Raw genomic sequence first — 14821 nt, 5'->3', positions numbered from 1 at the left:
CAGCCGAAGGCGGAAAGCGGTGTCACCGCCGAGGTGGCGGAGCTGGCCGCGCTGCTGGACTGACGCGCTAGCCGCTCACCTGGTGCCCGGCGATGTCGGTGCGAGCCTTGGCCACCGCCTTCTGGTCCATTCCACCGATCTTGAGCTCGAAGCGCACGTCGTTGCCGCCCTCCAGCTCCTTGGCGTGCACCGTCAGCTCACCGGTTTCGGACATGTAGAAGGTGATCTCGATGCGGCAACCGGCCGGGCGCGCCGGGATGCCGGTGAGCATGCCGGTCCCGACCTGGGTGTTGTCGGCCGGTTCGTCAGACGCGACCGGGCCGGCCTGCTCCCACACCTCGATCTCGACCATCCGCTGGTTGTCGACGGCCGTCTGGAACGGGTATGGGCCGGTGTCGGCGGGCAGCGCGGTGTTGGCGTGCAGCAGATGCGCCACCATCTGCCGCGCCCGCATCGGATCGGTGAGCGCCAGCGGATCACGCGGGTCCACCGCCTTGACCCCGAACGCCCGCGGCACCACGGTGGCGACCCGCTTCTTGGCCATCGCGTCGACGTCGGCCGCGCTGATCCCCAACTGCCGGTTGGCCGACGCCCCCTGAACCTTCTTGGCCTGCCTGATCAGCGCGAACAGCGCCGCGCCCTTGGCGACCGCGAGGTCCGGTTCGGAGAGCCGGGCGTCGAGCCCGAAGCGCTGCTTGAGCCCGCCCGCTACGGCGGGCATTCGGGTCATCCCGCCCGCGAGCAGCACCTCGTCGAACCGCTCGACGCCCTTGCGCCGCGCGGTTTCGATGATCCGCTCGGTGATCGACATCGTTCGGTCGAGCAGGTCGGCGGTGAGGTCCTCCAGCTGCTGCCGGGTGACCGGCACGGTGACCGCGGCGCCCCCGGCCCGCAACGCGACGTTGCGGGACATGGTGGCGCTCAACGCCTTCTTGACTTCCTCGGCGCGGTCGGTGAACTCCTGCATTACCTGCTCGTCGGCGCTGGGATCCAGCTTCGGGTGCGCGTCGCGGAACGCGGCCAGCAGGTGGTCGACGATCCGCTGGTCCCAGTCGACTCCGCCGAGCTCGCCGTCCCCGTCGGTGCACACCACCTGGATGTCGTCCCCGGCCACCCGGATCACGGTGGTGTCGAACGTGCCGCCGCCCAGGTCGTAGACCAGCACGTGCCGGGCCTGCGGCGAGTCGTCCAGCGCGTGGTGGTGTAGCGCGGCGGCGACGGGCTCGTCGAGCACGTCGAGCACGTTCAGCCCGGCGATCTCCCCGGCCTTGCGAGTCGCATCGCGTTCGGCGATGCCGAAGTAGGCGGGCACCGTGATCACCACGTCCCACACGGTGTGCCCGGTGTTCTCCTCGGCGGCGCGGGCGAGTTCGCGCAGGATCAGCGCGGAGATCTTCTCCGGGGTGTAGCGGCTCCCGTGGTAGGTGAACTCGGTGTTCTTGCGCCCCATGTCGCGCTTGACCAGCTGCGCCACCAGGTGCGGCGCGAGCAGCGCGGAATTCTTCGCCGCCGTGCCCACCAGCGCCACGCCTGGCCGCTCGAAGTACACCACCGAAGGCGTGGTGTCCTCGCCGACCGCGCTCTTGGCGATCACCGGGCGCGCCGCCTCGTCGATGTGCGCGATGCAGGAATGAGTGGTGCCGAGGTCGATGCCGAACGTGGCCGGCGCCATGGAGCTCCCTTCGTCGTGCCGGATGCCGGAGTGTGCTCGAAGGTTTCGCGTAGCGGTGCGGACGGCCGGCTCCGCGCGGGAATTGCGCTCATCTTCTCGCTGTCGCAACCTCGATTCATTCGCAACGCCGGGGTAGGCCCTCGCAGAGAACCCTACGGGTGGGCACGGTCTGAGAAGCCGCGGCGGTGCGAACCGAGTCGCACACCGCAAGCGGCTTCCGCCGCTTGCAAAAGCAGATGCTAACGGCCTTGGTAGGTGAACCCTGCCCAGTAAGTGAGCCCGGTGGGATCGATGTCGGCGAAAAACGCCGCCAGTTCTTCGGGAATACCGGAAATCGGACGGCGGCGTGGGTCGAGCATCCACTGCTGCGCGGCCCGCAGCGCACTCGCCGGGTCGGTGTAGCCGGAGTTGAGGTAGTGGTGGAACACGATCATGAACATGGCCGTGGGAATGTCCTCGACTTCCCAGCGGGTGCCGACCACCCCGGCGGCACCGGCGGCGAGGAACGCGGTGGACAGCGTCAGAACCTCGTCGTGCTCCCGGTCGGTGAGGTCGCTGGCGCAGGCCGCGAGCACGACCAGCGCCCCGGCGGCGTCGCGCGGCCGGTCTCGCGCCTGCCGCAGGATGTCCTGCACCGGCAGCACTTCTTCGGAGCCCAGCAGCAGGGCCGATTCGGTCGGCAGCTCCGCCGGGGTGGCGTGGCAGGCCAGGTGCAGCAGCGAGGCGGTGGGCAACTGGGCGAGCACCTCGGCGGGTTTCGGCGGTATGCGGTTCCGGTTGCGCCGCCTCGGATCGGACGGTTTCCCCAGGTAGGTGCCGTGCTCGTAGTGCCTGTCGTGGATGTGGCCGAGTTCGTGCCGGCTGAAGTGCAGCTCTGGCATCCGCACCAGCACGGGTTCGCTGGCCCAGGAACGGGTTTCGCGCCGACCGGCCTCGACGAACTGCCGTGCCGACGCCGCGTAGCAGATGATCGCGTCCTGGCAGACGTAGCGGAGCTTGCCGCCGGGCACCCGCCGCCGCGCGGCATGCCACGGCACGGTGCCCAGCTTTCCCACGGGTACCAGCACGATTCGCAGCGGGCGCTCGCGCGACCCGGCGGCGACCAGGTCCAGCACCGGGTTCAGTGCCGCGGGCCAAGCCCAGTCGCAGACGCTCTCCAGCGCCGCCCGCCATTGGTCCTCGACCTTGCTGGAGCGTTCGCGCTGCATCTGGTCGAACCGGGCGACCGGGCCGTCCTCGGTGAGCTGCGCCGATTCCACCTGCTCGACCCGCCCGTCGGCGGTGACCAACACCGCGACGCCGGGCAGCAGGTAGACCAGGGCCTGGGTGCGCGCGGCGCTCAACCCGGCGGCGATCTCCGCCACCAGCGGCGGGGCCAGCAGCTGGGCCTCGACTGCCGTGCCTGCGAAGGCACGCAGAACGCGGGAACGAAGGTCGCTGGGCAGCGCGGCATCGGCCACGCTCGCGGTGCCGGATGCGCCGATGTCCCAAGGTTGTTGTTGCCCCACCTCGGATTCCCACCGGTCGGCGAGGTCCGCGTGCCCGCTCTTGCGCAGCAGGGCCGGCATGTTCGCGTCGACCGTCGCAGCGTGCAAGACCATGCCACGCCCCAACTCCAACGCCTGCACCGCAGCCTCCGGCTCTCCGGCTGCGAGACACCAACGGCCCACGTCAGCTGCTTCACCGGCCGCGGTGCTCGCCGTCTCCAACGCCCGGCGCGCGCTGGACTGCAGCAGAACGGTGCGCGCCCGCTCGCGCAACGCATCCAGCCCGGTGGTCACGGATCGCTGCGGATCACGACGCACGCTGTCGCCTCGGGTGAAGTAGCAGTCGGCCAGCGAGTGCAGCAGGTTCGCGGTGTCGAACGCGCCGGGCTCCAGCTCGAACTCGCGAAGCACCTGCTCGTACCGGTCGATGGCGTTGCTGAGGTCGCGTGGTGCGCGGGTGAATTCGAAGCGGGTTCGCAACGCGGTCGCCAACATGTAAAGCGCATGCCAGCGGTTCTGCGGGTACACATCGGGTTTGGCGCAGATCTCGACCATCATGCCGATGCCCCGGTTGAGCATCCCGAGATCCCGTGTCGCCATCGCCTGACTGACGCACGCCACCGCGGCACCGAGCGCCTCGTTCGGCTGGTCGAAGTGGTGATCGGGCACCTGGTCGAGCGCGTCGAGAATGGCGTCCGTCGCGCTGCGCACCTCGTCCTTGTCGATGCCGTCCAGGGTGAACTCGCCGCCGGTGATCATGCTCCGGAGCAGCCGGATCGACCCCAGCGCACTCGCGAACCGGGGCCGCAGCACGCTCTGCGGCGGAAGTTCCGACAGCAGTTGCTCGAGTTCCGCGCCTGCCTGGTCCAACGCGTTGGGATCGGTGCGGCTCGGGGAAATCTGGCTCACCGCGGATGTGAACCGCGCGAGCACGTCGTCCCCGCCGACGCTTTCCGCGTAGTAGCGCGCGGCGTCGAGGTCCTCCCGAGCGCCAAGGGCCATGAACCGCTGGGAGAGCAGGGCGCTCAGCCACGGCATCATCAACGGCCGCAACTGGTGGTCCGCGGGCAGCAGCTCGTCGGCGCGCTGCATGTTCTCCACTGCGGTGTCGAGCACTCCATCGGTGCGATCGGTGATCGCTTGGAGGCCGTCGGCGGAGCCCAGCAGGAAGTGGTTGACGCCGGTGTTGACCGGGTCTGCGGAGCCGCGGTGGATGGCCTGCTCGCACATTTCCCGTACCCTGGCCAGGGATTTCGGCGATTGGGCACGGTCGGTAACGACCGAGCCCAGCAGCGCCATCGTCAGCTGGGTGAGCACCGAGGCACGATCCGGATCGTCGTCCGCGAAATGCTTCAACGCGTGTTCCAGCCGCTGGATGATGGCGGCGTGCTCGGTCTGGTCGAAATCGGAGGGCTTCTTGCCGGGCGTGACCAAGGAAGTGCGCAAACCAGTGAGCAGCAACGGGCGCATGGGGTGGTCGGCCGGTAGGGCCGCGGCGGCTGCGGCGATCTGGGCCGTTGCGGCGTCGGTGTCCTCGGGGCTGCCCGTGACCTCTGCGAGCTTTGCGGCCAGACCTGCTTGCAGTCCGGCGAGTTCTTGCTTGCCCGGCTCATCCTCGGGCCAGCTGCGCGCCGCGTCGTCGAGCTCGCCGATCGCCGTCTCCCAGTCCGCGCGGGACGCGTTGTCCAGGTTGCCCGCGGCCTGGACGAGGACCTTCCAGGTGGTCACGGAGCCGTCGGCGGCGGCGTCCGGGGAAAGCGCGTCCAGGTGGCGGCGAACCTCGGGGAGCTCATCGGTGGGCAGTGACATCCGGTCGCCGATGTTTGCGTCGAGGCGGCCGCGGCGCACCTCGGCGGGCACGTCCCTGGCCACGATGAGGAAGGCCAGCCCGATGTGGCAGGCGTCCGACATGCTGGTGTCGAGCTGGTGTTCCAGCGCTTCGGTGAGATCATCGGTTGCGGCCCGGTGATCGGTTTCGTCGCCGCCCCCCGACAGGAACCGGACGGTGTGGATCAGCCCGCGAGTGAGGCGGACCTGGTTCCGCAGCGGTGAATCCGGCAGCAGGACGGACGCCGTGTTCAGGTCGGCCAGCGCCGCGTCGGACTCCTCAAGCGCACCCAGGTTGACGACCATCTGGCCGGTGATCAGGCCGATCCGGCCAACGATCTCGGCCGCGTCGTCGGACAGCAGCGGCCGCAGCTGCCGCAGATAGCCGACGGCGGTGCGGAATTCCTCCTTGTCCCCGCGCTCGGCGCGCAGCGCATGCGCGAGGCCGAGCTGGTAGAGCGGGGCGGCGCGGGCGGGGGAGTCATCGGCGAGGTGGTGGAGCAGGTTCCCGGCGACCTCGATGACTTCGTCGACATCCGCGCCGGTGGTCTGGACGCGGTGCAGCAGCAGATCAGCCAGCTCCACCAGGACCAGGTAGGCGGTTTCGTCGTCGAGTTCCTCGGCGAACTGGGCGTACCGCTGCGCGATGGCCTCGTCGAGCTCCGCCGGATCGACGGTCATCGCACCTCCCCGAAGTGATCAAGGACCACAAGCCCAGCATAGAGCCAGCACGGCCGGGCGCAGCGGGATTGAATGATTCCGGCCCGCTTCCGCGGCCGGCCGAAACGCGGCAGGCGAACAGGTGAATTCCGTTCTGCCGCAGCGCTTTCCTGCGTAACCCCCGATGTTCGCCGTTCTCGACTCGAAGGGGGAAACCGGTGAGCAGGAGAAACCTGTTTGCTGCGGCGTTATCGGCGGCTGTCGTGACGACGACGCTGGCCGCCCTGCCCGCCGCGGCAGCACCTAACCTCAACGATTTCGTCCTCAACAACACTAGCGGGGACCTGCACTCGAGGGTCGACAAGCTGGATGCCCAACTGCCGAAGCTCGGCGTGCAGAACATCCTGGATCAGGCCAACCGCCAGGGCAGCAACACCCTGCTGACCGGCGAATACTGCGCGGACCAGGGCGATTCGAACCTCAACGGCCGGGTGGCGCGCTGGGACCTGGACGCAGTGGCGTGCCCCGCTAAACGGTGAGAGCCGGCCCGGGAACCTCCCGGGCCGGAACCGCCGTCACTCGGCCGATAGCACGAGAAGTCCGAGACCGATGAGCGCGACGAGAATGGTCAGCAGCATTTCGCCCGTGATGCCGAGGACGAGCGCGAGGGCCAAAGCGCGCAGGGCGAACTGCCGCTGCAGCCGGGAAATATCGGACGGTGTGCCGGATGACGGTGTGACCATCTCTGTCCTCCGAGCGGTCGGGAGTGCTTCTCGGTATGTCGTCAACTTGGGACCAGGCCAGCGAAATCGGCGCGGTGCCAGGGGAAGATGGTGCCGTCGGGCTTCGGCTCGTGCTCACCGATCGGGCCGGCATTACGCGCGGGCCGACAGTCATCCCTTGCCTGCCTCCATTCTCGCGCCGGCCACATTCGTGCGCGGCGCGGTAGCTCGCTCCCGCATGCTCAGCCACGCAAGAAATATAGGACAGTCATGACCACAGCGATGGTCAGAATGCTGCCCCGCAGCAGCGAGGCGGGGAGACGGCGGGCGAGGTGGGCGCCGGCCCAGCCACCGGCCACCGCGCCGACCAGCATGCCCGCGAGGACGAGCGGAGCGCTCAGTACGTCCGAAGCGAAGAGGAACAGCACGGCCGCGCTGAGAAAGACGGCCGCGAGCTGTACGACCCGCATCGGATTGCTTGTCGCGGCGTCGAGTCCGAGCCCGATGCTCCACAGCGCCATCATCGTGATACCTACGGCACCGCCGAAGTATCCGCCGTACACGGCGAGGAAGAATTGACCGATCAGGACGGCTCGGGGACTCATGCTGGCCGAGCGGCCCAGTGCGTTGCGCAACGTCTGGGAGAGGCGGCTCCCGAAGGCAAGAATCAGCGTGGCGGTGGCGAGCAGCCAGGGTGCCGCGGCATCGAAGGATGATGCCGGCAGTGCCAGCAGCAGGCCAGCACCGATCCCGCCGCCGACCATGCTGATCGCCATCAGCGACTTCGTGGACGTTTCCCCGACAGGGGTGAGCTCGCGTCGGTAGACCCACGCACTGGCCATGGCTCCAGGCACGAGGGCGACCCGCGATAAGGCGTTCGCGGTCACCGGTGGCAGGCCGAACGCGACCAGAGCGGGAAGCGCGACGAACGTACCCCCACCACCGATGGCGTTCAGCGCCCCGGCAGCGATACCGGTCAGCAGAACAAACAAAAACTCGATCACAGGCCGAGCATCGTCCCGCGGCCAGTGGGTCCACAATGCGTAATCGGCGTACCCAGCCTAAGGCTGGGCCTTAGCCTGAGACGATGCGCTATGACCTGGACGACCTGCGGCTCTTCCTCCACATCGTGACCGAGGGGTCGATCACGGCGGGTGCTCGCCGGATGCACCTGAGCCTGCCTTCGGCCAGCGCCAGAGTGCGGTCGCTGGAAGGCCAGGCCGGCGTGGCACTGCTGATCCGCGGCCGGCGGGGCGTGCGGCCGACACCAGCCGGGACCACCCTGGCCCGCCACGCACGGGACGTGCTCGCCCAGACCGCGCGACTCGAAAGCGCCGTCGCGAGCTATACCCGGTCTTCCACCGTCCCCCTGACCCTGCTGGGCGGCGGCTCCGCGATGCACCGGCTCGTGCCGAGAGCCCTGGTCTCGTTCCTCCGAGCACATCCGGACGTCGACGTCACGGTGTCCGAGAGCCGAACCCCCCAGACCGTGCGGATGCTCGCCGACGGCGAGGCGGACCTCGGGGTGGTCCTCGACGACGAGACCCACGACTGCGGCCTGCACATGGAGCCCCTCGGCGACGACTCCCTCGTCGTGATCGGCCAGGCCGGAGGAATCCTCGCCGGGCGGACCGCGCTGACCTACAGCGAGGTCGCCGAGCACCCTCTTGTTGGGCTCAACGCCGAGTCCTCGCTGCGCCGTTGGATTGAGAAGCACCTCGTGTCACACGCTCCGGTGGTGCGCTACCGCACCACCGTCGCCAATATCAACGTCCTCGTCGCCCTCGTCGCTGCCGGAGTCGGACTCGCCGTCGTACCGCGTCCCGTCATCGACTCCCAACAGCCACTTGAGGTGTGTGAACTGCAAGACCCCTGGGCTCGTCGCCACCACTTGCTGGCCTGGGGAGTCAAGGACCATGCCGCCTCAACGGCCGTCGCCGCACTCGCCGAACACCTGCGTCACGCCGCCCTCTTCGATCAAGTCTCCAGCAGCACACACGCAGACCCCATCGACCGGCGTCCTCTCCACGACGGGTGACCGGCCGCCACCCCGCCAGGAGGGGCCGCCTACCCGCCCTTGCCGAATGAGGGACGGTGAATAGAACGGCTCTTTGTTGCCAGGTCGCACCCCGCTGACCGGAACCGGATATTCCCAAAAGGCCGGGGGACTGCCAGAACGGGTTTACGCCGTCGTGATCAACGTATCCGGGACCGAGCGGATTCGACCATGGCAGCCGTTGACAGGGCGAAGATCGATACCTCCAAACCGAGCATGGCGCCGGTGTAGTCCGCTTTCATCGGCGGCAAGGACAATTTCGAGGTGGACCGCGAGGTGGACCGCGAGGTGCTGCGAAGTGCTACACCAGCCGGATTCCCGGCCATTCCCGGCTGCGGCCATCTGCCGCGTCACCACTGAGATGCCCTCCCGCACGGCCGCCACGGCGTCTCGGGCCGGGTAGTACTCGACGGCGTTGCAGACCGCGACGCTCCGGGAGATGACCGGATTGCGGATCCGCAGAACCCCGAGCTCCCGGTGGTTCGCCTGGTCCGCGACGCTCGACAGCGGCAGGATCGTGCACGCCTCGCCGCTGGCCGCGATGCGGATCATGGCGCCCAGCGAGTCGACGTCCGCGACGATGGACGCCAGCAGGCACCGTGCGGTGAAAGCCCGATCGATCAGCTCCCGCAGGTTGCTGCGACCGCCCGGTACCACCAGCGGTGTGTTCTGCACGTCCACCAACCCGATCTCGTCTTCGTCGGCAGCTGGCGGTTTCGGTTGCCCGATGAGGAAAAGTTCCTCCGAGTACAGCAGGGTCTCGGCGGGACGGACGGTGTGGTCGTCGCGGTACAGCACGGCCAGGTCGAGGCGGCCGAGGGCCAGCAGCTCCTGGACGTAGCGGCTCATCGACTCGAACAGCTGGAGGTGGATGCCGGGGTGGTGGGCCTTCGTCCAGGCGAACAGCGCCGGTGCCAAGCGCACCGAGACGGTCGTGGGCAGCCCGACGGCGACCGGTCCGTGGATGCGGTCGTCGCTGAGCACATCGCCCGCGATGCGGTCGAACTGCCGCACCAGCTGCTGCGCGTCGCGATAGAGGGCCCGGCCCGCCGCGGTGGGCGTCACGCCGCGCGGCCCGCGTTCGAGCAACCGGACCCCGAGCTCGGATTCCAGCTGGACGATCCGCTAGCTCATGGCCGGTTGCGAGACGTAGAGCTGGGCGGCGGCGCGCGTCAGGCTGCCGGAATCCACGACGGTGATGAAGTCGCGCAGGTGGGCGATGTCCACGTCGACCCCCGTTCCAGCGCCTCGTCCACGAACCTCGATCCGGATTCAACCACGCATTGTCCGCAGCGCTCGGAGACGCCGGTTTCGCGCGAAATCGGCGTTTGGTGGGCGCGGGAGACGCCGATTTCGTGCTCTTACTTACCAAGTTCACACAGACCAACGCCGGACCACCGGGCAGCCCGTTACCAGCGGCAGTAACCCCGACCCGACGTCACCAGGCCAGCACGGGGACCTAGGTCCCCAAGCCATCACGCCCGATCGGTCCGTGTGAACCCGCACTGACCAGGCGGTAACGCATGAACAGTCGTTACCGATCTGGTCTTGGCAGGTAAGGGAGCGTGAGCGGTGGCTAGGTCAGCCGCACCGGTAGCAGGGTTACGGGTACTAGGCCGTATCAGGCTGCGCCGGTTTCAGGGCCGCGAGGACACCACGACCAGCCCTGAGCGTCAGCGGCTGGCTATCGAGCGCTGGGCGGAAGCCAACGGACATACCGTCGTTGGCTCCAGCTGAGGATATGACCCGTATCGGCTGGCGATCGACCACTACCAGCACAGAGAAGCGCTTAGGCAGCGAGCGTTTCCGAACTGTGTGCCTCGCCAGATCAAGTCGGGAGAAGGTATTAGGGTTTGTGGCTGGGCATTGGGCATGCGGACGGATGAACGGCGGTGGACTCTTTATGACGTGTATCCGTCAGGAGAAGTTGTTCCTGTGGCGTCCGAAACTGCTGCTAGAAAATACGAAGGGCAACCGTCGGCCGTCCCCCTGGGTAATCGAATAGTGGCCCGCCTTTTTGTTCTTCGCGGGCCCGGTCGGCAGCCGTGATCAAGGCGCTATAGTCGACTCCCTACTGGGAGGTGGCTACGACCGTGGTGCAGGACGTTGGTTTTTGGGAAGCCGTGGGCCTGTGGTGGGATGGTCAGAAGCTAGAAGACTTCACCATGTATGGCTGGCCGATGCTGTATTGGGCACGCCTTGGGAAGTACCTTCAGTTTATCGCCGGTGCCGTGGTCGTACTCGATCTGATCGGTCCCGATCGGTTCCGGCGCAGTGCACTTCGATTGCGAGTAAGGAGCAGATGGTTAGCAAGATTTCCGCTAGTGCGCCTCGTTCTGTTGCTCGTTGCATCGCTCTCGCTTGCTGCGAGTATGGTTCCCGTGGTGATTGTTGAGATGCGTGGAGAGCAGACGTTAAGTGAGACCTTTGGGTCTGCTGGAATCCCTACGATGCTGGGCATGTTGCTGGCACTTGGTTTAGCTTATCTTCTGATTAAGGCAGAGAAGTTCCTTCTGGTGATTGCCAAGATTGTTGCGATTGGCCAACACGGAAACGGCTGGAAGTGGCTTTCGTTTGTGTTGATCGTAATCGGGTTCCACTTGGACCTACTCGGGTCTTAGTCATGAGAAAGCCCCCGACCTGCGCCTGGTCGGGGGCTAGCTCAGAGGTTTTGTCTCAGCGGTCGAATGTTCACAGGTTTAGGCAGCCCTGGCGGTATCGTGCAGTTCGGGTGCGGAGCTACGATATGAATCGGCGCCCCTGGCTTCCCCGGTTCTTCCAGTGCCAGAACCTCGCGCAGGGTCCATGACGGTTTTCCATGATATTGCCACGCCACTATCGGCGGGCAGAACACGGGTGCGTCACCGATGACCGGGCACCGGTAGGCGGTAGCGTCCTTAGCGCTGCGGAGAATGAACACGTCGGCGCTAGTCGCTCTATGATACATCGCTGCGAGTAGCTCGGGGGATTCCAACGGCCCCCATCGAATCAGCGTCCAGCCTCGCAGTCGGAGTTCAGTTAGCAGGTCTTCCAGCGTCAGCGACGACTCGGTTTCAGTAGCCGGGGTGCTCACAGCTGCACCCGCTTCCGGCGCTTCACCATCGCTCGGTATTTCTGACGCTTTCGGCGCTGCTCTTGCCAGCGCCACAACAGAGTAAGCAAGGTGCCTCCCGAATATTTCTACCTTGATTATCGGGAGCGCTGATCGGCGGGTGTAGTTTTAGTCGCGTGCTCGCATAAACTCGTCTGCTGCCGATTCGAGAAGCTGTCTCGCGTCCTCGCTCGTTAGGGCGCGTTCGCGGAAGTGCTCGAACACGTTGATGTGGTAGGTAATGTCTCGGTAGTCGCGTAGCGCTACCTCGCCCGCGAAAATCTCGGTGAGCACTAGCCGATCGTCGTAGACGACGAACACGTTTAGTGGGGAGGCGTTCACCAAGGCCGTGTTAGGGAGGATCGCTAGATCTACGTTTGTCCGCTGCGACACCTCGGCCATGTGCTTTAGCTGTTCAACCATAACGCTAGCTGCGGCACGCTTGAGCCTTACGGCTTGCTCGGTGAGTAAGAAATGGAATCGCCGAGATTCGTTGTTGAGTGTGTCTTGGCTATCTAGCCTCGCCTGTACGGCGCGGTCAATATTCCGTGCTGGTCGGCCCTCAACGCCGGGGGTAAGTACGGCACCTGCGTAGTCTCGGGTCTGGATTAGTCCGGAGGGGATAGCGGGTAAGAATTGGCGGACGACTGAGGCTGATTCGGTGAGCGCTTTGATCTCAGCTTGGCTGCGCCAGATCCCTTGCCGGGCGGATGACCGTAGCGACGTGTATTCGACGTTTGCTGAACGAGTGAGCGCTAGCAGTTCTTCCCGTACGTCGGTTGGCACGTCGAGTGCCGCCATGATGCGTTCTACGTCAGCAACAGTCGGTAAGGTCTTGCCGGATTCAATCCGGCTGATTTTTGATTGGGACATAGCAGCACGAACGGCCAGCCTCTCGCCAGAGAGCCCGGCCGCTTTGCGTAGCTGCTTCAGCGTGTCCGCAAGGTTCTTGCGTTGTTGCTGTTCTGTGTCAGGTTCGAGCATTCCACTCGCTCAACGACACGGCGCGACTCAATGCGGTGTCTCGCCACTTGAGGTATTGGGTTAGGTCAGGGTTTTCCCGCTGGTCGATGTTGAGCAGAGTTCCGCCAGAGTTGAAGTTCAGATCGACCACGGTCGACTCATCGAACAACCAGAAGTCATGGGCAGGTAGATCAAGGTCTAGTTCGGTCAGGTCCAAGATCCGGATGTCTTCCCCGGCTTCGATGTTGCCGGGGATGGCCCACGCAAGTTGGAACCGCTGGTACTCCGTGAGCGGTTGCCGAACGGTGCGAACACGCCCGATGGTCCGGCCGGATGTCGCAATCTCCCTGACTGTTTCGTGCCAAACCGCGTTGTGTCCTTCGGGTTTCGGTTCCCCTGCACGCCAACAATTCAGGTTGTCTTGTTCTCTCTGCATGGCGTACGTCGGTTGGCACTCGAACCGCCATGCGGACCGCTGGCAGTTGTCAAACCGTGCGCCGAACTGCTCGCCGGTCAAAATCACTTCAGAGCCTCCCTGAGCCGCTGAACGGCGTCCGGGCTAGCTCCAGACTCGACTAGCTCGGACACGGCGTTGAGAATGATCTCAGGGGGTAGTTCGACTGCCGTCTCTCCTTCGCCGAGTGTCAGGCCCTCAGCGCTGTGCACGTGGTCGCCCTGGACTACGGCCGTACCTCGGTCTGAGACGTACACGGTGGGGCATGCCTTATCTTCACAGCCGGACACCTTGCGTAGCTTCATGGTCACAGACTTAGCGATCAGCCAGGGCGGATCAAGGCCCGACCGTGGTCTAGTCGCGATGTTGCATAACTTGCCCATAGCCGCACAGATCAGAGGGTGCGCCCCCAGATAGCGGGGCGGCTCCCCCTAGCGGCCCAGTTGACCAGCGGAAATCACGCCCTCGGGCCGACCTGCGATGACGGGGGGTAGCGGTTCGCTCTGACCGCCGCTGACCTGCGGTGAAGTAGGCCAGGCGGGGTCTGACTTGCGTGTAACTCCGGTAACCATGTACGCGAAATCGCCAAACCACCTCGCCGCGCGACGTGAAGTCAGTTCGCCGCCCGCAGCAACCGCCGTGCGCGTTCGACCACGGGCCGGTCAATCATCGCACCGTCCAGCGAAACCGCAGCTCCGAGCGCCTGCTCGTCCGCTTCGACCACGCGCCGCGCCAACGCGACCTCCTCGGGGCTCGGTCTTAATGGCGTCGCGGACGACCGGCAGCTGTGCGGGGTGGATGCACAGCTTTCCGCCGAACCCCCACTCCTTGGCGCGGCGCGAATCCCGTTCGATCGCTTCGGTGTCGTTGATTGACGGCGTGACCCCGTCGATCGGTGCGGGCAGCCCGCACGCCGCCGACCACCGGACCAGGTCGCTGCGCGAGGTGTCCAACGCCGCGTCGGCCGTGACGCCGAGGTCCAGCGCCAGGTCGATGCTGCCGAACACCAGCCTGCCGAGTCCCGGTGCAGCGCAGATCTCGCCGAGGTTGACCATCCGCGCGCCGTTTCGACGAGGCCGAGCACTGGGCTTCCGGTGGCTTCGGCGGTTACCTCTACGTCCTGCGCGTTTTCGGTCTTCGGCAGGATTACGGCGGCAGGGCGGAGTTTCCGGCAGAGCGCCACGTCGTCGTCGAACTCCGGGCTGCTGCGCCCGTTGATGCGCACCGCCACGCTGGAACCGATCGGCCATGCGGAGCGCAGGTTTTCCCGTGCTGCTGCCTTGACGTCCGCCGGGACGGCGTCCTCCAGGTCGACGATGACGACATCGGCGCCCGCCCTGGCGGCCTTGGCGAACCGCTCAGGACGTGAGCCCGGCACAAACAGCAAGGTGACCGCGTTGCGCATCGCACCACTGCGTCTCGTATCAAAACGTCCATATCGGACTCCTCGTGGCCGAGCTCCGCCAGGATCTTCCTGGTGTGCTCGCCGATATCCGGGATCGGGTCCATCCGCGGCTCGGGGCCGACCGGCCCGGGAGGTGCCAAGGCGGGCACCGGGCCGCGCAACGTCTGCACCTCGTGCCACCGGCCGCGTGCCGCCAGCTGCGGGTGTTCCCACACGTCAGCGAGGGTGTTGACGCGGGCGCAGGCGACCGGTACGGAGGTCAGCAGCACGGTTGCTTCGTCGCCGGTCAGGGCCGCGAAGCGGGCGGCGATGATCCGTCCCAACTCCTCGCGGTTGGCGTTGCCCGCGTAGCCGTGGTGCTCGGGTCCACCTTGATCACCCGAGCCCCGAGGTCGGCGAGCTGCCGGGTGGCATAAGGCGCGGCAATGGCCTGTTCGAGGGCCACCACGGTCACGCCGCGGAGTGGTTGCACTTGCTTCCCACC

11 protein-coding genes and 4 pseudogenes are annotated in these 14821 nt (G+C 66.4%); 3 read left to right on the top strand and 12 right to left on the bottom strand.

Annotated elements, in window-relative coordinates; genetic code table 11:
- Positions 1–67 precede the first annotated feature (67 nt).
- Together ACWDKQ_RS02375 and ACWDKQ_RS02370 are read right to left on the bottom strand one after the other, a co-directional pair.
- Complete coding sequence (locus tag ACWDKQ_RS02375; protein ID WP_450136968.1) at positions 68–1672, bottom strand: Hsp70 family protein; 1605 nt, start codon at positions 1670–1672, stop codon at positions 68–70.
- A gap of 239 nt (positions 1673–1911) precedes the next feature.
- Positions 1912–5667 carry a CHAT domain-containing protein gene (locus ACWDKQ_RS02370; RefSeq protein WP_450136967.1) on the bottom strand — a complete coding sequence of 1252 codons (3756 nt, stop codon included), beginning with the start codon at positions 5665–5667 and terminating at the stop codon, positions 1912–1914.
- A gap of 197 nt (positions 5668–5864) precedes the next feature.
- On the opposite strand from ACWDKQ_RS02370, the gene ACWDKQ_RS02365 reads away from it, so the two are divergent.
- Positions 5865–6185 carry a hypothetical protein gene (locus ACWDKQ_RS02365; protein ID WP_450136966.1) on the top strand — a complete coding sequence of 107 codons (321 nt, stop codon included), beginning with the start codon at positions 5865–5867 and terminating at the stop codon, positions 6183–6185.
- Positions 6186–6221: 36 nt separating this feature from the next.
- On the opposite strand, the gene ACWDKQ_RS02360 is transcribed toward ACWDKQ_RS02365, so the two are convergent.
- On the bottom strand, positions 6222–6389 hold the full coding sequence (locus ACWDKQ_RS02360; protein ID WP_450136965.1) for a hypothetical protein: 168 nt from the start codon (positions 6387–6389) through the stop codon (positions 6222–6224).
- A gap of 221 nt (positions 6390–6610) precedes the next feature.
- A complete protein-coding gene (locus tag ACWDKQ_RS02355) occupies positions 6611–7372 on the bottom strand; it encodes a sulfite exporter TauE/SafE family protein (RefSeq protein ID WP_450136964.1) in 762 nt (253 codons plus the stop codon).
- Between the two features lie 83 nt (positions 7373–7455).
- Here ACWDKQ_RS02355 and ACWDKQ_RS02350 point away from each other — a divergent pair, with 83 nt between their 5' ends.
- The gene (locus tag ACWDKQ_RS02350; protein WP_450136963.1) at positions 7456–8406 is read left to right on the top strand and encodes a LysR family transcriptional regulator; all 951 of its coding nucleotides are present in this window, start codon (positions 7456–7458) and stop codon (positions 8404–8406) included.
- Positions 8407–8550: 144 nt separating this feature from the next.
- On the opposite strand, the gene ACWDKQ_RS02345 is transcribed toward ACWDKQ_RS02350, so the two are convergent.
- Together ACWDKQ_RS02345 and ACWDKQ_RS02340 are read right to left on the bottom strand one after the other, a co-directional pair.
- Entirely contained in the window at positions 8551–9513 is a 963-nt protein-coding gene (locus tag ACWDKQ_RS02345; protein WP_450137020.1) for a LysR substrate-binding domain-containing protein, read from the bottom strand.
- A gap of 12 nt (positions 9514–9525) precedes the next feature.
- Positions 9526–9615, bottom strand: a pseudogene (locus ACWDKQ_RS02340) (helix-turn-helix domain-containing protein); the annotation flags it as partial.
- A 902-nt stretch (positions 9616–10517) separates the two neighbouring features.
- Here ACWDKQ_RS02340 and ACWDKQ_RS02335 point away from each other — a divergent pair.
- Complete coding sequence (locus tag ACWDKQ_RS02335; RefSeq protein ID WP_450136962.1) at positions 10518–11045, top strand: hypothetical protein; 528 nt, start codon at positions 10518–10520, stop codon at positions 11043–11045.
- 599 nt (positions 11046–11644) lie between these two features.
- On the opposite strand, the gene ACWDKQ_RS02330 is transcribed toward ACWDKQ_RS02335, so the two are convergent.
- The 6 genes and pseudogenes from ACWDKQ_RS02330 to ACWDKQ_RS02305 all read right to left on the bottom strand — a co-directional run.
- Positions 11645–12499, bottom strand: coding sequence for a helix-turn-helix domain-containing protein (locus tag ACWDKQ_RS02330; RefSeq protein ID WP_450136961.1), 855 nt, complete (start codon positions 12497–12499; stop codon positions 11645–11647).
- Entirely contained in the window at positions 12486–13001 is a 516-nt protein-coding gene (locus ACWDKQ_RS02325) for a DUF6879 family protein (RefSeq protein ID WP_450136960.1), read from the bottom strand. The genes ACWDKQ_RS02330 and ACWDKQ_RS02325 overlap by 14 nt, the downstream gene beginning before the upstream one ends.
- A 593-nt stretch (positions 13002–13594) precedes the next feature.
- Positions 13595–13987 (bottom strand): aldolase/citrate lyase family protein, encoded by a 393-nt coding sequence (locus tag ACWDKQ_RS02320; RefSeq protein ID WP_450136959.1) that lies wholly within the window; start codon positions 13985–13987, stop codon positions 13595–13597.
- Positions 13988–14037: 50 nt separating this feature from the next.
- Positions 14038–14337 (bottom strand): annotated as a pseudogene (locus ACWDKQ_RS02315) (aldolase/citrate lyase family protein); the annotation flags it as partial.
- 131 nt (positions 14338–14468) lie between these two features.
- Positions 14469–14705 (bottom strand): annotated as a pseudogene (locus ACWDKQ_RS02310) (CoA transferase); the annotation flags it as partial.
- Positions 14702–14809, bottom strand: a pseudogene (locus ACWDKQ_RS02305) (CoA transferase); the annotation flags it as partial. The pseudogenes ACWDKQ_RS02305 and ACWDKQ_RS02310, both read right to left, overlap by 4 nt.
- Between the last annotated feature and the right edge of the window lie 12 nt (positions 14810–14821).

Source organism: Saccharopolyspora sp. NPDC000995, assembly GCF_053599315.1.
The sequence above is the reverse complement of the archived record's forward strand: the minus strand, read 5'-3'. Positions and strand labels throughout refer to the sequence as shown.

Bases quoted from the DNA above. Each gene is read 5' to 3' on its own strand.
- ACWDKQ_RS02370 (WP_450136967.1), bottom strand. From the start codon at position 5,667: ATGACCGTCGATCCGGCGGAGCTCGACGAGGCCATCGCGCAGCGGTAC.
- ACWDKQ_RS02360 (WP_450136965.1), bottom strand. From the start codon at position 6,389: ATGGTCACACCGTCATCCGGCACACCGTCCGATATTTCCCGGCTGCAG.
- ACWDKQ_RS02330 (WP_450136961.1), bottom strand. From the start codon at position 12,499: ATGCTCGAACCTGACACAGAACAGCAACAACGCAAGAACCTTGCGGAC.
- ACWDKQ_RS02375 (WP_450136968.1), bottom strand. From the start codon at position 1,672: ATGGCGCCGGCCACGTTCGGCATCGACCTCGGCACCACTCATTCCTGC.
- ACWDKQ_RS02320 (WP_450136959.1), bottom strand. From the start codon at position 13,987: ATGGTCAACCTCGGCGAGATCTGCGCTGCACCGGGACTCGGCAGGCTG.
- ACWDKQ_RS02350 (WP_450136963.1), top strand. From the start codon at position 7,456: ATGCGCTATGACCTGGACGACCTGCGGCTCTTCCTCCACATCGTGACC.